The organism is Devosia sp. J2-20 (genome assembly GCF_055808475.1).
Window position 1 is genome coordinate 430,597 of the sequence record NZ_CM147870.1, and the last position, 18,131, is coordinate 448,727.

Sequence of the window (18,131 nt, forward strand, 5' to 3'; positions counted from 1 at the left end):
GCGAAATTGTAAACGCGGGGTTAACCGGGCGTTATGGCGAGATGGTGCCATCGCCAATTTCGGCAATGATTTCAGGGGCCGGTGCCGGTGTGTCCAAGCCCATGGCGGCGATCAGCTTGGCATTGTGGCCATAGATGTCGCCGAAGGACTGCAGCGAACCATCGGGGGCAACGCGTACCGTGAAATAGGCGATGTGGACCGGGATCTGCCGTTCGGGGTTCACCCACCGCTCGGAATTGCCAAACATGCTTTCAAGCGAGGCGCGGCTGATCTTGGTTTCATTGGCCATCAGGGCACCCGCAAACTCGAGCGGGTTCTGCACGCGGACGCAGCCGTGGCTGTAGGCGCGGAAATCGCGCGAGAACAGAGACTTTGACGGAGTGTCGTGCAGGTAGACATTATGCTTGTTGGGGAACAGGAATTTGATCTGACCCAAGGCATTGCCGCTGCCCGGACGCTGGCGGACGCGGAAGGGGAAGTTGGCGGCGCTGACCTGGCTCCAGTCCACCGAATAGGGGCTGATGGCGGTGCCGTTATAGAGAAGATCGTAATTGTGGCTGTCGATGTAGCCGGGATTGCGCAGCACAGCGGGGGCGATTTCGCCCTTGGTAATCGAGCTGGGCACGTTCCAGTATGGATTGACCACGATGTGGCGAATGCTTTCCGAGAAAACCGGGGTCTGGTTCTTGGTAGTGCCGACGACAACGCGGGTGGTGTATTCTTCCCTGTTGTCGCGATTGATCGACAAGCGGTATTCGGGAATGTTGACGAGCACGTGGAACGCACCCATGTCGCGCGGCATCCAGCGCCAGCGTTCCATATTGGCCAGAATGTCGGCCCGGGTCAGCGGCGCGCCGCCGTTCAGGGCTGCCAGGGTCGCCGGACCCATGACACCGTCGACAGCCAGATTGCGGGTCTTCTGAAATGCCTTGATGGCGTCCACGACACTGTCGTCATAAAGCGTTGCGCTGTCACCGGCATCGGCGATTTCAAAGCGCTGGCGCAGCACGGGTACGCGCGGATCGCTCATGCCCGGACGCAGGGTGGCGCCGGCGGCAATCTGCACCGGCCGCTCGGCCTGGATCCTGTCGAAATCGGCGAGCGCGGCCTTGAGCGCCACAAATTCGGGGTGGGTCGGCTCAAGCGCAGAGAGCACCTTGACGGGATCGTTGCTGGAGGCCAGTTGCACCAGCAGGCTGGCTTCATCGAGCTTTTTGGGCGTGATGTCGAGCTGCGAGCTGATCGAGCCGGGGACGATACGGCCGGTATAGATATGGGTCGCGTAGCGCATGGTGGCACGCGAAAATGCGGTTTCCAGTGCCGCCATCTTGATGGGATCATTGTCGACAGTGGTGACGTCGAGCTCGGCGGTCAGATAATCGCTGGGGCGCAGGCCTTCGCTGGCCGCGGCTTCAAACAGCTTGATGATTTTTTGTGCCGAGGGGGAAAAGGCGACCTGACCGTCCGGCGTTTCATCAAGCCAGATAGGTTCGAAATGGCGCGCGCCATAGAAGAAATAGAGCTTCTGGGCCTCGTTATAGGCCTTGCTGTCCTTGTTGGCGCCATAATAGGCGACTGACAGGCCGCCCTTAATGGTTTGGGCCAGCGGTGTGCGTGGGGGCGCGATAATGACGGTTCCGGCCGCCAGGCCGGCAACATCCTGGGCTGTGGCGGGGAAAGCGCTTCCTACACCGGCAAGGGCGGCGACAAGGCAGACCAGAATCTTGTTCATTGGTGCTCCAGCACAGGCAATTCATCGGGGCAACACCCGCATCCTGCACCGGACTGGGCGGGCCGCACCGCACGCTAGAGCAATACTCTGCAAACCTTAACGGGAACAACATCTCGCAAACTTGTGAGCCAGTTTTGTGGTCGGTTTGCAACGCTGTAGGCGCGGAATAAGAATGTCAGAATTTCAGAATAAGACTGTGAGGTTAGAAGCTTCATTTTGATGTTGGATCTGCATTTTTCTATCAATCATTTGGCTGATTTTTCGCGTCCGTTAACGACTTAAGAAGAGCAACTTATCTTGCAAATGTTGTTGTGTGCTGCCAAATAATATCTGCATTTCGCCAATGATTACGCACGCCCACACCCTTTAAACATCGCATTCCCAAGGGCCGTCAGGCCTAGATCTTTAGCCCGTATTGATGGCGAGGATTGCGTTGTGGCGCTTCAGAAGTGGCCTCGCAACAAAGATGGTTTCTATCCCGCACTTGTAGGGTTTGTGGGCGCTTTGGTTTGTTGACGCAGTTCCCTGTTTGTTCTATAAAAAGAAGCCCTTGAGGCGGAGCGCCTGCAGACAGTGACCCTGAGCCGCACTCCTTGACACACTTGCAGCCACGCGCTGCGTCAGGAGAACATAATGGCCTTTCGTTCAGCGGATACTGCCGCCATTGGTCTGGCTGAAGAGTTTCTGCAGAGACTCCGCTCATCATATGAGCCCATCCCGAACGACGACATTGATGTCGCCGTCCATACGGATTGGCAGCGAGTGGTAACGCCAGACTACATTGTTGCTGCGCAGATGCTCGCGGTGGCGCTCGGTCAACATTTCCGGTCACGGAAAGAGCTGGAATTGTCCACCTCGCTCATCGCTATGCCAGTCCGAGATGCTGATGAAGGCTATCTATTCGCCTCGGTTCTGAAAGCAACGCTCTCGGATGGCCTTGTGACGGCCAATCCTCGATTTGCACCGGATCAGCGTAGCTTAATCGTTTTTGTCGGCGGCGGCCCCGCCGACTATGTAAGGATGTCCGTTGTCAAAAACGCTGCGAGGCAGTGCTTTCCGATCCTGTGGTTCTACGACCACCTAGGTGAAGCGCCCGAGGCATTTGTCACTGTGGCCGATTTGCTGTTGGAACGTCCGGTCATCACGGCTGAAATCGTGTCGAGGACATTTCTGGAGATTTTTGGGGCCGCGCCCGCGAACCTCTCCTCTATAAGCAAACCCGACGCGCTGAGTGCGGAGGATTTTGCACTTCGAATTCGAGCAGGCCGAAGCGCCGAGGCTTGTGTCGAGAATCTGGTCGCCTTGATGCCTAAGGAGCCAGATGCCCCCAAGCAGCTTCGCACGCTTTACGACGCTCATGGCTACGGTCATGCTAAGTTGTGGGGCATAGAATTGGCTCAGGACATCGCTATGTGGCGGTTGGGCGAGCTCTCTTGGCAAGAAGTTGACCATCGGGCTGTGGTGTTAACGGGAAAGCCCGGCGTCGGGAAAACAACGTTCGCTGGTCTTTTGGCCGCGACGTTGAGCGTCCCTCTCATTTCCTCCAGCGTTGCTGAATGGAACGGCCATGACCATCTTTCCGGGACATTGAAGCGAATGCGCATCGTATTTGAGAAGGCGATGGCCGAGGCGCCCTGCGTCCTTTTGATCGACGAAATCGATGGTATCTCCAGCCGTGAAGATATCGGCGGTCGGTATAAGGAGTACTGGACACAAATCGTCAACCACATGCTCGAGCTGGTGTCTCAGGCCTTGGCTACAGAGGGCATTATCATTGTCGGGGCGACGAATTTTGAGGATCGAATCGATCCTGCGTTGACCAGGGCAGGTCGACTTGAACAAACCATAACAATCGAATCGCCAGATGTTCAGGCGATCACGATGATCCTTGTCGACAAGGTTGGCCCTAGCTTTTCGAAGAATGAACTTCGCCCGATTGCTGAGTGTCTTCATGGTCAGACGGGAGCCGATATCGAGAGGCTGGTTCGAACGGCTAAGGCAAAGGCTAGGCGCGCCGGCCACCGTTTTAGTATAACCGATCTCGCAGAAGCTGTAAGAAGACGGTCAGACAACCTATCTGCTCCGGATCGCCGACGAATCGCGGTTTATCGCGCCGGACAGATCGTGGTGGGTCAGATTCTTGGGCTCCAAAAATTCGGCGAGGCGGACCCTGCGAGCACTTCGTCACCACTTTCTCTATGTGTCCAGTTCCCACCCTTTCCGACAGAGCAGTTCTGTAACGACGTCATCACTTTCCATATGGCGGGAAGGGCAGCTGAGGAGATCATGATTGGCGCCGTTTCAGTCTTTGGAGCTAGTCCAGACACTTCGGACTTGGCGATTGCCACAAAGCTCGCAAAGGCGCTGGAAGTCAGATCCGGTCTTGGCGAGTTTGGGCTCGTGGATGTTGAGGCCTTGCAGATGGGCGAGGGCTTGTCTACCTTGATGATCGGCGGCGTCCACCGCCGCATTCAAGCTGCGATGGCGAGGGCGTCAGCGTTGATTCTGGATAATGAGGACGAAATGCAGCGGCTCGTTGACAGGCTGGTTGGTCCGAGATCGTCGCTTGTGACGCGTAAGGGGCCTGCTCTCCATTGACAGGCCAATGGTTGCTGCGCCTTGGCCTGTGAAGCGGAAAACATCATTTTGGCTCTCACGAATTAACGCATCGTCTGGCTGGTTCCATCTCGTGCATGCTTACCAGCGTAACATGATCTCGGTTCCACATCCCAGGGCTTCTGCTAAGCAACGCTCTACAAAAGCTCCATCCGCTAGTTAGCAGCCAAACTTGAACCAAATGGTCTCACACCGGGTACACGTGACAGCAGATAAAGGCCCGTAACAGCGTATGTGAGGGGAACAAACGCGCCCAATACCGACGTGGTCTGGCCCATGATCGACAATGAGAAGGTGGCAAAGAATGCTAGCCAGTACACATAGCCGAGCACGCTCCTCGCCTGTCGTATCCGCCGCACAATGAATGCTAGAAAGCAACCAAGAATAGCTGTTGCGGCGTACACGAAATGCCCAAAAGCGTAGTATAGCTCGGATACAATTCCGGTTCTAATGCCAAGTGTAATGCCATAAGCGCGCATCCATGCTCTTGCGCTGTCCATGTTTACCCAAGCGTCTTTATCAACACCGAAGACAACTAGGAGGTTTCTATTCAGTAAGCTCGCCAGCGATGACTTCCACCAATCGTAGCCATAATTTTGCATCTGCTCGATGGAAAGATAATTTATGCTATGAACAAAGTCCTTATACTCAACGCCCAACGCGGTGATGATATACAGAATTGATGGCTCATTTCCCGACACGCGGGCCGCTCGCACGTCGGAGATCATTGAATAGGCAACTGCGGTGCCTATTACGGCAGCGATATGAATGAACTTAACTTTGCCCTTCCTTACAATGATAAAATGCCCGGCGATGCCCACTACGGCAGCAAGCGCCAAGTCACGTTTTCCGTCTAGAATACTTAGTAGAAGTAGAGCGACTACCACAGCTACTAAGAAAAACTTGCTCCTAATGTGAGCGAGCCCCTTGGTAGATGCCACGATCGCAATTATTGTCATTATTAGAACGGTGCGCAAAGCATAAACAGGTCCCCTATCCACCTCGTACATCAAGTCAACGATGCTTGATCCAGATAAGATTGTGGGCACGCGCCATACTACCAATGAGAGGGCGTAGACGGCAGGGAAAGCCAACAAGGCAAGTGCAGATAGCGGCGCTAATCTCACAAGCTCCCTAGGCTTCCCCGCTACTCGGGGGGTAGAAAAACTCGAATGCGATAATGCCGCAGCATAAGCATGCTGTCGCGATGAGAAATAGAGTATTTGCGTCCTGAACATAGAGGGGGGCGGCGAGCCTGCGCCGAAAGTGGCTCCCCAATATAAATAGATTTCCGACCACAAGCCAAATGGCCCACCCACCCGCTACAATGCGTGACAGGGGGTCACGAACGACGCCTATCAGCACTATGCATAAGAAGAAAAGTGCATAGTTAAGTGGCGACGGCAGGTAACGCGCCGCCACGAATTCGTCAGAGACCGCCTGGGGCCCAACAACAGCGAGCAACAAGCAAAATAGCAGCACCCAAGCGAGTAATTTATTTACCTTCATTCGGTTCGATTTGACCTTCTCATGAAGGCGAGTACATAGCTCGCGTACACGGGCAATATGAGAACATTGGCTGCTGCTATCCTCGCGAACGCCGCATACCATCCATCGCCGGGTATAACGATTGTGAGTCCGGACACCACCACTATGCAAGTGGCCGTAGCAATTGCATAGGTCAACCAAGGATAGGAAATTGGGAGAGATCGCGTTGTGATGAAGGCGAATACAAATAAGTAGGTAGCTAGGCCTATCATTCGGCCCCATGCGGCACCTAAGACGCCAAAACTGCCGCCCAGCAGAAAGCTGGCAATAAGGCCTACAGCAATTGCAATCAGTGCAACGATCACCGCCTCATAAGTGTGCCCAGCCCGCAGCGAACCGATGCTTAGAGGATTTCCCATGGCAAACATTGCCGTTCCGGCCAAGTGCACCGCTAGCAGCTGTTGGTCGAAGGTTACTTCAGGAAACAATAAAGACCACGTTGGCGGGGCAACGAGAAACACGTTGGCGCAAACCATAAGGAGGGTGAGCAGAAACACAGAGGTGCTGTTCACTAACAAGCCCCTCGAGCGATGAACTTCATCGTTCACTATGCGGATCGCGACAGGGCCGAACCAAGTAAAATAGGCGGTTGCGACAAGGGCGACCAACTGGGCCAGCTTCATATGAGCAACATAATTCGATATCGCTTCGGGCTCGTAAAACGCCACTGCGTAACGGTCGGCACCAATCAACAGTGCGGATAAAGCTGATGCAACCACAATAGGTACCCCGTAGCGGGAAGCGGACCAGGCTGCCGAGAGGCTTGGCGCCATATGTGGGCGCACGATGGCTAGGGCGGCGAACAGCGCAAGTAGTGCCATTCCCACGCGCAACTCGAAATATGTTCCAACGGTGCTTAAATGTCCTCCGAACCACACCATGCTGCTCAAGATAGCAACCAGTACAGCTGCTCGCCCACCCTCCACCATCGCAAATCGACTTGGTCTTCCTTGGGCTCGCCACAAGCTGCTGAAGAACGAAATAGTTCCTTCCAGCACAACAGCCGCGCCCAAAAGAGCGCAAATATAGGCATCAAAACCCAGTAAAGAGGTTACAACAGCGGTAGCCAGTCCAACGCACAGAGCCGATGCGGCATGGACTGGAAGTAGAGCGGCTATCGTATTTTGATCGTGACTGTTCCCGTCGATAAGTCGCAGAAGTCCGATCTGTATCCCTAGTCCCGCCAATGGGATTGCGGCCAGCAGTGCCGGCTCGAGCAGCGCCCAAGTGCTGAACTCCTTATCTCCCAGCAGCGTTAAAAGTATTGGTACGCTTGCGAAATTTGAAGCGCTGACGAGCGCGATGGACGATCCATATAGCAGAATGCTACCAAGTGCACCGCGACCAGAACTCACTACACGGCCTCCCGCTTCTTCGGGAGCAGGCTCAGCGAGAACCACTTGGCGTAGCTTAGTAACAGGAGAGCAGCACCTAGAGGTCCGCCGAAGCGCCACATGAAATGCAGCCAAGGACCGAAGGGGAGCCCGTGGGGCGTATTTAGGATACGCAGTCGTTCGCTAAATGTTAGCGAAGGATTTGACCAACGAAGATGCCTGTTGTTCGGTTCGCAGCTTCCAACCCACAGAGGGGCAACCCAGAGCAATGCCCCCTCTTCGAGGCATCGATAGCCATAGTCAGCATCGCCAATTTGCTGCGAGTAGGCACGGTCTATCTCACCCACCTTGCTGACAATTGAGGCGGGAAAGAGCACGCAGTTCCCGTTCATAGTGTCGCACTTCTGAAGACCACCGGATGGGGGAACGCGCTCAAGTTTTGCGGGATGAATGCGCGAAGTTCTGCGAAAGCCCGAATATGTCGTTTCCTGGCTTATCGGATCGACCACTGGCCCCACAATTACATGTGGACCCGGCCCATGGCTTTGCAGCGCCTCTGCGTAAGAATTGAGCAAAGTATCTAGGAAGCCGGACGTCAATTCGACGTCGTCGTTTAGCCAAAGCAGGAAATCATACCCGGCCACAGCGGCGGCCGACATCGCCTCTCGCATCCCACCACACCAAAATTGTTCGCCGTCACCGGCAATAATGTTCGTTGAAGGGAATTTCTCTCGCACTGCGTCGGATGTACCGTCGATGCTACCATCGTCAAATAAATACACTACCAACCGTGCCCGGTGTGATCCCGCCGACTTTAACGATTCCAGACATCGGAGGGTCAAGGTTTTGCGATTGTAGCACGCTAGCACAACAGCGATGGTGGGGAGGGTTTCGCATTTCATACTGCGGGCAGGCCTAACTTCCGGATAAATTTTGCAGGAGAGCCAGCATAGACGCTATTCGCTGGCACCGATCTCGTTACAACACTGCCCGCGCCGATGACAGAATTCTGTCCTATTGTGACGCCTTTGCAGATTATTGATTTAGTTCCGATGAACACGTTGCCCTCAATGTTAACTGGAGCAAACTGCGAGGTATCAACTTGGATGGAGTACCTGCGTTGCGGATGATCAACAGGATGAAAGTCGTTGTCGAAAATCATCACATCGGCACCTATCAGGCACCCGTTTCCAATTACCACATCAAGTGCTGCACAAATGACCGCACCGCTTAGGCCTACGTCATCGCCAATACGCAAGCGAGCGCCGCGCATTAGTGTTCGAAGAATAGTGGGGCTTCGTACACCTAAGGCAGTATATCTACTGTCGGAAATAAGAACTGAACGGGAGCCAACCGCAATAGTCGAGTGCTCAAATCTTGTCACAATAGGAGAGCCGCGAAATCTCACGTCTGCTCCTAAAGATGCCCCTGCAGCCCGACAGATAGCTAAGCCTAGCAGCTGATCTCTGGCGTTAAGCGCTTTCTGTATGACATGCATTCAAGAGTTCCTGGTTCGGATTAATAGCCAAACAAACCGCGGTGCAAGAATAAGGTATCGTCGCCATAGGCGCCGAGGCTCTCGGAGCAATCTGTATAGCCATTCCAACCCATTATTTCTCATAAAGGCTGGGGCGCGTTTGACTGTGCCTGCGTGAAAATCGAACGCGGCACCCACGCCTGTGAAGACTCCGCGACCAATCAGCGGTGCGGCCTTCATCATCCAATAGTCCTGTTTTGGACTAGAAATCCCTATCCAAACAAAATCAGGTTGTGCAGCGCGTATCGTGGCAAGTTCGGCGAGTTGGATTTCGTCGAAGGTAGTCGTAGCTTCGATTTCTCGCATAGGCGGGGACAAAGTTCCTGCGATTTTGAGGGCAGGATACTTTGCGCGAAGATTGTCTGCTACCGCTTCCGCAACCCCTGGCTTGCCTCCATAGAAGAAGTGGGTCAGCTCAGTTTGACTGGTAGATGAACAGACCGCGTCAACGAAGTCCGCACCAGCAACCCGTCCAATTTTATCGTGGCCGACCATTTTACCCAGCCAAACAAGTGGTTGCCCATCTGGGACAATCAGCGACGATGCGTCGTGTAAAGCACAGAAGTTCGGTTGATCAACTGCTAGCATCAGGCTCGCCACGTCGCGAACAAAAATGGTACGGGGGTGCCGGTCCTTAGCCCAACTAATAGCGGTATCCACGGCGCTTCGCATATCTACGATGCTCACCGGCACTCCCAGCACGCGAAATCGAGAGATTGCGTTCTGAGATGATCCCAAAATTGAGGTCATCGGCACTTATGCCTTTACTACGTTGGAACCAGAAAGGTCCCGTCTTGCCATCGCGTTTCTAGTATCGATAATTAACTGAGCGCCACTAAGCGCGTTATAGTCAATGCCATCGTGATCGGTAGCTATGACTATGGCATCGTACCTGGCGATACCCTCTGGCGTGATCTGTACGGCCATCTTTCCCGCCAGTTTTCCATGTTCTCGACTCATAGTGATGATCGGTACATGCGGATCTGCGAAGTCCACAAGACTTCCACGATCTTGAATGAGTTCCATCAGCTTTAGGCTGGGGCTCTCCCGAATGTCGCTGATATTCTTCTTGTAGGCGAGACCTATGATTAATATCGAGGCGCCGTGCAGTGACTTCTTGAATCTATCGCTTAGAGCTTCTTCCAATTTGCCGACGACATACCTAGGCATCGCCACGTTAATCTCGCCTGCGAGTTCGATAAACTTAGTAGGGAGGTCGTATGCTCTTGATGCCCAAGTAAGATAGAAAGGATCAATCGGTATACAGTGCCCGCCAAGTCCAGGGCCGGGATAGAATGGCATAAATCCAAACGGTTTTGTTGCCGCCGCGTCAATAACTTCCCAAATGTCGATACCCATGGCGTGGTAAACAACCTTGAGTTCATTTACCAAAGCAATGTTTACTGCTCTAAATATATTTTCTGTCAGTTTTGTAGCCTCGGCTGCGTCCGGCGAGCTCACAGAAACCACTCTTTCAACAATACTCGCATAGAAGTCATGGATTGCAGCACTGGCTTCCTCACCATCCCCAGAGACGATTTTCGGAATGGTTGTGGTTCTGTGAGTCACATTTCCTGGATCCTCGCGCTCGGGTGAAAATCCCAAGAAAAAGTCTCTCCCCGACTTGAGGCCGGTGGACTCTAGAATTGGTCGTAACAACTGCGTAGTCGTACCCGGATAAGTTGTAGACTCCAGAACAACTACCTGCCCATTACGCAAGCTTGCAGCGATTTGCGCGCCAGTCCTTTCGATATAGGACGTATCTGGCTCCCGATGCTTCGTGAGCGGTGTCGGAACGCAGATGACAATAACTTCCACCTCGGAAAGTCTCTCCATGGCGGTTGTCGCTTCGAAAAGCCCCGTTTCGACTAGTTGGGCCAGCTCGTTACTGGCTACAGCACCAATGTACGAGCGCCCTGCGGCAATCTCGATGATCTTTGCGGGATCTACGTCGAAACCCAATGTAGAGAACCCCGCGCGCGCGACGGCGCTAGCCAAGGGAAGCCCAACGTAACCGAGGCCGATCACACCCACCTTCGCTGTTCGATCGCGGATAGCACCTTGAAGAGAAATCAAAAAGTCGCTTTTGACAGACTGCGTGTAGTTCATGGTGTTCTTCCATCGTCAGAGAGGGCGGCCAAAATGCCATTTCGAAAGGCTTTGACCATGTTCTCAATGTTGTAAGTTTGCAGACAGCTTGCCGCATTCTTTGCAAGCCTCGCTCGCTCTTCTGAATTAGTTAGTAACGTAACGACGGCGGCGGCGTAGTCCTCGTCGTTTTCGACAATAACGCCATTTTCCCCATCAACTAGGTATGAAATTTCCGGGCCGTGCTTGGAACTGCGGGTGGTGACGAGCGGCAACCCGTATGCAAAAGCGTCCAAGACGACGAGACCAACTGCGCCCGGCATAAGAAGGACGTTGCCAAGGGCCACAAGCTCGGTCTTTGCAGGACCAAACTTCGGTCCAACATAGCGTACCCAAGGCCTCGTGAGCGCTGCCTGCTCTACTAATGCTTTTTCCGGGCCGCCGCCGATCACTATCAACTGAAAATCCGGCACGCCCTCTCTTATCTGGTCAGCCGACTCCAGCAAAAGATTGATGCGTTTACCTGCATAAAGGCCTCCCACATAGACGCCAATATTTTGCGAACCCTGAAAATCAGCCGCTCTCAGCTCAGCGAGAGTTTCTCTATTGAGAGTGCTCATTTCGGTGGAAATTGAAGACACATCAATGGCGTTGTTAAACACTGTTACTTTGTCAGCAGGAAAGCCCATCTCCCGGACGACCCGGGCGCACTCATCGGTATATGCGAACCACCAATCTACCCGCCGAGACCACCACCGCTTGAAAGCTTCGGCCGAACCCTCTGGTTTCATGGACTGGAAGTTTTTCCCATGCCCGAAAAGTGCGACCTTCTTACCTCGCAGGCGCCGACTTATTATGATGGGATAGTTTCCGAGCAGGTTATTCTGTTGCTGCAGGATAACCAGGTCGTCATTTCTGGTAGCAGTCATCGCACACTGAAAAGAAATTCGCCGCGGCCCCCACCGCCAAGTGATCAACGGAACCGAAGTCCCCCAGGTCGGCGCTTGAACATCCCCCTTACCGTCGTTCGTATCGCTTTCTGAGTAGATGTACTTGTAGTCAATGCCGCACGCATCAAGCTCCACACGAAGTCGCTCGTGAAATGGAAGCCGAAATTTTTGTGAAGTCGGGAACACATAGGAAACGCTTGGTCGCATAATCTATTCTACCACTCCGTAGCGGTTCTTCAGCATGCTCAGATGTTTTTCGACGTCCGCGGCGTTTCCATTAAAACGTTTTGCTACTTCCCGAGCGGGGACGCCCGCCACAATAGAAAACGCAGGAACATTTTTTGTCACAACAGAGCCGGCTGCAATAATCGCGCCAGTCCCAATACTAACCCCGGAGAGCACAACTGCTCCGAAGCCAATCCAAACATCATCACCTACTTCGATCTGGTTTTCCGGGATTCGCGCTAGCTGACTATCGGCTCCAACCCAACGCCCGCCGCGTAGAGGCACTCCGGGCTCACGATACTCATGATCGATCCGGCCAACGATACCGACGTTGTTCGCTATGACCACTCCCCTGCCAATTCGCCCATTTACCTGAATGGTACAATGCTTGCCTATGTATGTATCGACCCCCACATCCAACCGCGTCGGTGCCCACAAGAGAGACAGAATACCAATGTGTACTCCGCTGCTGACATATACATTGCTGCGGATACTGTAGAGCCTGGAAGCTGCTTGAAAAATCCTTGCTAATAATCGCTTCAACGCCGCACCATAGTGTTTAATGAAACAACTAAGTTCGGCGCATAAAGCGCCGCCCCGCTCTCTTTTGACAATATTATTTGCCTCTTGTGAATAGTCTCTACTTAAATTTTCTACAATTCAGGATAATATCATTGCATCATACCAAATTTTACAAATTATCATGCTGAAGCAATTTTGCAGGATTGGCTCTTTGTGAAAAACGTTGATCACATTATCGCTGTAGATCGGCGTCATTATTATGATGCTGCTATCCGGGCTTAGCAATTGTAAAACGCTAGGTTGCATTTGTTGCGCCAACTGTGCTGACTTTTGTTGAATCCAAGCAAGCCTTCCTCTGCCACAATGCGAGCAGAGCGTCCACTGCCACCTTGAACGTTGCTTAATTGGGAGAGCTACAAAGCGCCGCTATCTTAGTTTCAGTCAAAGGTAATTGGTTGGTGAAATTTGAAAATGATTGTGTAAATGCAGGGCATCTGGAAAGTGATCGCAAGGCGTCACTGGTTGTTTAAATTTGGACGCATACAGTAGGATTGAGATGACAAAGACTGCACTTATCACCGGTGTGACCGGGCAAGACGGCGCCTATCTCGCACGTTTATTGTTAGGCAAGGGATACAAGGTTCACGCAATCAAGAGGCGCTCGTCCTCATTCAACACCAGTCGCATCGAAGATATTTATCAGGACCCGCATGATCCTGATCCGCGTCTCGTGCTGCATTATGGCGACATGACAGATTCGACCAATTTGATCCGTATCGTCCAGGAGTCGCAGCCGGATGAAATCTATAACTTGGCGGCCCAGAGCCATGTCCAGGTGTCGTTTGAGACACCAGAATACACTGCAAACGCCGATGGGGTTGGTGCCTTGAGGCTGCTCGAAGCCATCCGAATTCTGCATTTAGAGAAGAAAACCCGATTCTATCAGGCCTCGACCTCCGAATTGTACGGCTTGGTGCAGGAGGTTCCGCAGCGCGAGACCACGCCGTTTTATCCGCGCTCCCCTTATGCAGCCGCGAAGCTCTATGCGTACTGGATAGTGGTTAATTATCGTGAGGCTTATGGGATGCACGCAAGCAACGGAATCTTATTCAACCACGAAAGCCCGCTACGCGGTGAGACGTTCGTCACCCGCAAGATCACTCGCGCCGTTGCGGCAATCAAGCTGGGCAGACAGGATCGCTTGTACCTTGGCAATTTGGACGCTAAGCGCGACTGGGGGCACGCCCGTGAGTATGTACGCGGTATGTGGCTAATGATGCAGCAGGACGTGGCCGACGACTATGTGCTGGCGACTGGTACGACTACGCCAGTGCGCGATTTCGTCCAGTGGGCGTTCGAGGACACCGGCGTCGATTTGGAATGGCGTGGCACAGGCATCAACGAGAAGGGATATGACAAACTCACAGGCCGTTGCCTTGTCGAAGTCGACCCTCGCTATTTTCGACCGACCGAGGTCGAGCTGCTGCTGGGCGATCCAACCAAGGCACGCGAAAAACTGGGATGGACGCACGAGACTTCAGTGCGCGATCTTGCCCGAGAGATGGTGCAAACAGATCTCGAGATCATGCGTACCGCCACGGTGATGAAGGAAGCCTGATGCACAACCTGTCAAGAAAGCGCATCTGGGTTGCTGGCCATAGAGGCATGGTAGGTAGTGCAGTGGTGCGTCGGTTGCAGTCAGAGGGCTGCGAAGTGATCACAGCCGGGCGTGAAACAGTCGACCTGATGCGCCAGACCCAGGTTGAAAGTTTCTTGGCTGATACCAAGCCACATGTCGTGGTTATGGCAGCGGCCAAGGTGGGCGGGATTCTGGCTAACGACACGCAGCCTGCCAGCTTCCTCTATGACAATTTGATGATAGAGGCCAATATTATTGAGGCGGCGCATACCAATGAAGTAGAGCGTTTTTTGTTTCTCGGATCGTCGTGCATCTACCCCAAGTTCGCGCCGCAACCAATCCCAGAGGATGCACTGCTAAATGGACCGCTGGAGCCCACTAATGAGTGGTATGCCATCGCTAAGATTGCCGGTATCAAACTGGCACAGGCCTATCGAAAACAATATGGACGAGACTATATCTCGGCCATGCCGACAAATTTGTATGGACCGGGGGACAATTTTGACCTCAATTCCAGTCATGTGATGCCGGCACTGATCCGCAAAGCGCATGAAGCCAAGATGCGCGGGGACAAGTCCATCACTGTTTGGGGGACTGGCACGCCCCGACGAGAATTCCTGCACGCCGACGATTGTGCCGATGCCCTAGTATTCCTACTGAAAAACTACTCTGGTGAGGAGCACGTAAATGTTGGCTCGGGGGAGGACGTCACCATTCTGGAACTAACCCAGCTGGTGTGCGACGTGGTCGGTTTTACCGGTGAGATTGTGCACGACTTGACAAAACCCGATGGGACGCCGCGGAAGCTAATGAGCGCCGATAAGATCCGCGACTTGGGCTGGAGACCCAGCATCGGGCTACAAGAGGGAGTGGAAACGACATACAGGTGGTATCGAGATTTGAGTAATTGACGCGGTGCACTACTGAACACAAATGACAAGGTAGTTTATCTAAAATATACTTTTATATATTTGATAATTCAGGCGCGTTAATCATGTCGACGCAGAAAATTTAAGTATATGTTTTTCTGTCTTTCCGCCCGTCATTTTGAAGACGGTATTTTATTTTTCATTGGTTTTTTGGTGTGAGAGCGTAGATCTAATTCTTAGAGGTCAAGTCGGATGCGCGCCTCAAGATACTGATTGACCGCTAGCGGAGTATACTTCGTGCATTCACAGGAATGGCGACAGCCCAACAATGGCGTTAAGCGGGCGTGGTTTGGATGATGACAGCATCTCAACATAATGATGGCTCTGTTTTGACCTGTTAACGGCCATGTCGCTGACAAGGCTGCTTTGGGACGAGCGCAATCCCCCTATAGAGAGTCACCTATGCCTAATATTGATTGGCCAGACCGAGTGAAGTCTCTTGAAGAGGGGAGTTTGTCTCAAAACACGAGCCGTACCTATGAAAGTAGCATCCGCCGCTTTTGTGGATGGTGTTCAGAGCGAGGTTACTGCTTTTTGCCAGGAGAGCCGACAGTAGTCGCTGAGTTCTTGGCTGACTTGGTCGCTAGTGGGCTGCAGTGGTCGAGCGTGAGTGTAAACGCAGCAGCGATTTCTCACTTTCACCGCCGATCAGGAGAAAAAAATCCATGTAAATCTTACATCGTGAGTGCAGTGCTGAAGGGAGCCCGCAGAAGGCGCGGCGGTTGCGTGAAACAGAAGCAGGCGCTATCTGCAGTAATATTGGCGGATATTATCAACGTCATACCCGAGGATCTAAAGGGTATCAGAGACAGGGCGATGCTGATACTCGGTTTTGCGGGTGCGCTCCGGCGATCAGAACTTGCAAATCTGCGGGTGGAGGATCTTTTGTTCACGCCAGAAGGCGCCGTCCTGACCATAAGGAAGTCCAAAACAGACTGGGCGGGAAGGGGAACTCTGCTTGCGATACCGGACGGCCGTAAATTCCAGCCCGTGACTGCACTTAAGGAATGGCTGCATGCGGCAGCGATTAGTTCGGGACCGGTAATCAGACCCATGGCTCGCGGAAAAGTACTATGTCGTAGGGTTGAACCGGTTATGATTTCTAGAACGTTGAAATGCTACCTGCAACTGGCGGGGTACGATCCCCAGAAATTTGGAGCTCACTCACTTAGGGCAGGTTTTATCACAGAAGCGGCGGAGGCTGGCATGGAGGCCGACCGAATAATGGACCATTCGCGGCACACAGATCCGAAGACGGTTCGAGGTTATATTCGTCGGGCTAATCTCTTCCAAAACCACGTTGGGGACAGTTTCCTCTAAGGCGCGCCTCAGAGTTCGACGGCGAACCTTCGGTTCGAGTTGCTGTCGCAACCGGCACGAAGTGGGCAAATGTTGATTGTCGCTTGGAACTGCCCCGGGGTTGTCATTGAGATGTGACCGGCCTGCAGGATCTTTTCTCGCTCTGCGGGGATTGCGAAGTGGAGTGCTTTTCCATTCATGTTTGGGTGCCGCGGCGCTTGCCCTGAAGCGCAAGCTTGCATTGCCGTTTCCCTGATACGGCAGTGACCATTGTAAGGCGGAGGCTGTCTGTCGCACTAGTGGCAGTCCACGGAAACATCCTCATTAGCCACGATAGCACCGCAACCGCCCTTGAGCGTTAGTCTCTTCCAAGCAAACAGCTTTGAGGGGGTCGTGTCGGTCTGGCGCGGCACATATGAGTCGATCATGCCGGGCTACATGGATTCCAGGCGGACCCTTTTTGAACAGACCGGCGACGTCGACGTTACACCGATTTTACAGAATCCACCCACTGAATCTGCACATAGGAACCTTTGAAAACGGGTCGTTTTCATAGGCGGATGCCTACGCCCTATCGGCTACGCCGCATGTCTGGTCAAAAGAAGTTGTGCTTAGGAGAACCACTTGTGATCTGGTCGGTAAATCGCGATACTGAGCGTGCTCTACCTCTGTTCCTCGCAGCGAGGTTAAGTTCTCGTATAGCTTCATTGATCGTGACTAGCAGGCTGTTTGTTTCAAACATATGCAGGCGATGCGCCCAGTTCGGACCGGCTGAGTGAAAAGCAAAGAGCGGGACTGTTCCAACACTTAGACCTGCGATCACATCGGCCCAACATAGCTCGGGGTGATTTTCCTTGTAGTCCTTGACCGAGATGAATTTCATCCACGTAAGAGAGCAGGCGTCGGCAGAAAGCGCCTGCAGGTCGATTGCCCCCATTAGCTGACGAAGGGACGCCGAGGAAATGAAGCGCCGGTGTGGCAGAGACCATAACGCAGAAGATGCGCATAGATTGAGCAGGCCCCACCTGATGAGCTTGGCAACGTCGTTAGGTGCAATAGCGAGTATGTCAGACACTCGATCTATGTCCTGAGAATCCCACACTTCTTCCGCACGCGGAGATCTTTCACTGACCCTCTTCTTCCCAAAGGAGCTCGCCAGTTTTGTGTCCCGAAGCCGAAATGCGATGTCGGCTCGACGGGCGTTCGGCACAGTTGGACGTGGTGCCTGTCTTGGGAGGTGGATGGTTTTCAGTTCTCCTGTTTGGCGTCGGTTCATTTCGACCCAGGTGATGGCGTGGCCCCCAATCGGGGGCATTGCGTGAAACTCTCCCTCTAAAGGATTTTTACCTTCGCTCAACCTACTCAGCATTGCCGCACCTGCCCGCGAGACATCTGCGACAGTGACGTCGCTCCACTTACCTCTAACTTTCCGACTCGCAGCCCCGACGAGAAGTTCAAGCATTGTTTCGGGAGATGTAGTGCGAAACTTGGATCCAAAGATGTCTTTCAGGCGATCCATAGAATTGGATCTCCAAGGGGCAGCTAGGTCTGATGCAAATTGTAGGCCGGGGGTGATATTCTTGGTTATTGGCCGGTCAGGTAACCCCCTGAGATCCACCGTCGGCATACCGTCATCGCGTAAGCAGTTGTCGCAATGGTTAGCTTCTACCGCACGTCTCCAGCCTAGGAGCTCTCCGCACTTTGGGCAATTG

14 protein-coding genes are annotated in these 18,131 nt (G+C 53.3%); 4 read left to right on the plus strand and 10 right to left on the minus strand.

Annotation, left to right across the window (positions count from 1 at the left end):
* Nucleotides 1-31 precede the first annotated feature (31 nt).
* The gene (locus AC0L37_RS02125; RefSeq protein ID WP_282222129.1) at nucleotides 32-1,732 is read right to left on the minus strand and encodes a L,D-transpeptidase family protein; all 1,701 of its coding nucleotides are present in this window, start codon (nucleotides 1,730-1,732) and stop codon (nucleotides 32-34) included.
* A gap of 633 nt (nucleotides 1,733-2,365) precedes the next feature.
* On the opposite strand from AC0L37_RS02125, the gene AC0L37_RS02130 reads away from it, so the two are divergent.
* A complete protein-coding gene (locus AC0L37_RS02130; RefSeq protein ID WP_282222128.1) occupies nucleotides 2,366-4,330 on the plus strand; it encodes an AAA family ATPase in 1,965 nt (654 codons plus the stop codon).
* A 173-nt stretch (nucleotides 4,331-4,503) separates the two neighbouring features.
* Here the strand turns inward: AC0L37_RS02130 and AC0L37_RS02135 are convergent, their stop codons facing one another.
* The 8 genes from AC0L37_RS02135 to AC0L37_RS02170 all read right to left on the minus strand — a co-directional run bounded on the left by AC0L37_RS02135 (nucleotide 4,504) and on the right by AC0L37_RS02170 (nucleotide 12,573).
* Nucleotides 4,504-5,187: a hypothetical protein gene (locus AC0L37_RS02135; protein WP_282222127.1), complete on the minus strand. Its 684-nt coding sequence runs from the start codon at nucleotides 5,185-5,187 to the stop codon at nucleotides 4,504-4,506.
* Between the two features lie 666 nt (nucleotides 5,188-5,853).
* Nucleotides 5,854-7,251: a lipopolysaccharide biosynthesis protein gene (locus AC0L37_RS02140; RefSeq protein ID WP_282222126.1), complete on the minus strand. Its 1,398-nt coding sequence runs from the start codon at nucleotides 7,249-7,251 to the stop codon at nucleotides 5,854-5,856.
* Nucleotides 7,251-8,132 (minus strand): glycosyltransferase family 2 protein, encoded by an 882-nt coding sequence (locus AC0L37_RS02145; protein ID WP_282222125.1) that lies wholly within the window; start codon nucleotides 8,130-8,132, stop codon nucleotides 7,251-7,253. Before AC0L37_RS02145 ends, AC0L37_RS02140 begins: the two co-directional genes overlap by 1 nt.
* Nucleotides 8,129-8,488, minus strand: a complete 360-nt coding sequence (locus AC0L37_RS02150) for an acyltransferase (RefSeq protein WP_282222124.1) — start codon at nucleotides 8,486-8,488, stop codon at nucleotides 8,129-8,131. Before AC0L37_RS02150 ends, AC0L37_RS02145 begins: the two co-directional genes overlap by 4 nt.
* Before the next feature lie 240 nt (nucleotides 8,489-8,728).
* Complete coding sequence (locus AC0L37_RS02155) at nucleotides 8,729-9,454, minus strand: WecB/TagA/CpsF family glycosyltransferase (RefSeq protein WP_282222123.1); 726 nt, start codon at nucleotides 9,452-9,454, stop codon at nucleotides 8,729-8,731.
* A 69-nt stretch (nucleotides 9,455-9,523) separates the two neighbouring features.
* The gene (locus AC0L37_RS02160) at nucleotides 9,524-10,876 is read right to left on the minus strand and encodes a nucleotide sugar dehydrogenase (protein WP_282222122.1); all 1,353 of its coding nucleotides are present in this window, start codon (nucleotides 10,874-10,876) and stop codon (nucleotides 9,524-9,526) included.
* Nucleotides 10,873-12,012, minus strand: coding sequence for a glycosyltransferase family 4 protein (locus tag AC0L37_RS02165; protein ID WP_282222121.1), 1,140 nt, complete (start codon nucleotides 12,010-12,012; stop codon nucleotides 10,873-10,875). Before AC0L37_RS02165 ends, AC0L37_RS02160 begins: the two co-directional genes overlap by 4 nt.
* A 3-nt stretch (nucleotides 12,013-12,015) precedes the next feature.
* Entirely contained in the window at nucleotides 12,016-12,573 is a 558-nt protein-coding gene (locus AC0L37_RS02170; protein ID WP_282222120.1) for a DapH/DapD/GlmU-related protein, read from the minus strand.
* Between the two features lie 535 nt (nucleotides 12,574-13,108).
* On the opposite strand from AC0L37_RS02170, the gene gmd reads away from it, so the two are divergent.
* The 3 genes from gmd (at nucleotide 13,109) to AC0L37_RS02185 (ending at nucleotide 16,440) form a co-directional block, all read left to right on the plus strand.
* Entirely contained in the window at nucleotides 13,109-14,170 is a 1,062-nt protein-coding gene (gene gmd, locus AC0L37_RS02175; RefSeq protein WP_282222119.1) for a GDP-mannose 4,6-dehydratase, read from the plus strand.
* Entirely contained in the window at nucleotides 14,170-15,102 is a 933-nt protein-coding gene (fcl, locus tag AC0L37_RS02180; RefSeq protein WP_282222118.1) for a GDP-L-fucose synthase, read from the plus strand. Before gmd ends, fcl begins: the two co-directional genes overlap by 1 nt.
* Before the next feature lie 420 nt (nucleotides 15,103-15,522).
* A complete protein-coding gene (locus AC0L37_RS02185; protein ID WP_473314080.1) occupies nucleotides 15,523-16,440 on the plus strand; it encodes a site-specific integrase in 918 nt (305 codons plus the stop codon).
* A gap of 574 nt (nucleotides 16,441-17,014) precedes the next feature.
* Here the strand turns inward: AC0L37_RS02185 and AC0L37_RS02190 are convergent.
* Entirely contained in the window at nucleotides 17,015-17,938 is a 924-nt protein-coding gene (locus AC0L37_RS02190) for a hypothetical protein (RefSeq protein WP_282222116.1), read from the minus strand.
* Nucleotides 17,939-18,131: the final 193 nt, after the last annotated feature.

Excerpts from the sequence above, each read along its gene's own strand:
- AC0L37_RS02125 (WP_282222129.1), bottom strand. The coding sequence starts at position 1,732 with ATGAACAAGATTCTGGTCTGCCTTGTCGCCGCCCTTGCCGGTGTAGGA.
- AC0L37_RS02130 (WP_282222128.1), top strand. The coding sequence starts at position 2,366 with ATGGCCTTTCGTTCAGCGGATACTGCCGCCATTGGTCTGGCTGAAGAG.
- AC0L37_RS02145 (WP_282222125.1), bottom strand. The coding sequence starts at position 8,132 with ATGAAATGCGAAACCCTCCCCACCATCGCTGTTGTGCTAGCGTGCTAC.
- AC0L37_RS02160 (WP_282222122.1), bottom strand. The coding sequence starts at position 10,876 with ATGAACTACACGCAGTCTGTCAAAAGCGACTTTTTGATTTCTCTTCAA.
- AC0L37_RS02165 (WP_282222121.1), bottom strand. The coding sequence starts at position 12,012 with ATGCGACCAAGCGTTTCCTATGTGTTCCCGACTTCACAAAAATTTCGG.
- gmd (WP_282222119.1), top strand. The coding sequence starts at position 13,109 with ATGACAAAGACTGCACTTATCACCGGTGTGACCGGGCAAGACGGCGCC.
- fcl (WP_282222118.1), top strand. The coding sequence starts at position 14,170 with ATGCACAACCTGTCAAGAAAGCGCATCTGGGTTGCTGGCCATAGAGGC.
- AC0L37_RS02185 (WP_473314080.1), top strand. The coding sequence starts at position 15,523 with ATGCCTAATATTGATTGGCCAGACCGAGTGAAGTCTCTTGAAGAGGGG.
- AC0L37_RS02190 (WP_282222116.1), bottom strand. The coding sequence starts at position 17,938 with ATGGATCGCCTGAAAGACATCTTTGGATCCAAGTTTCGCACTACATCT.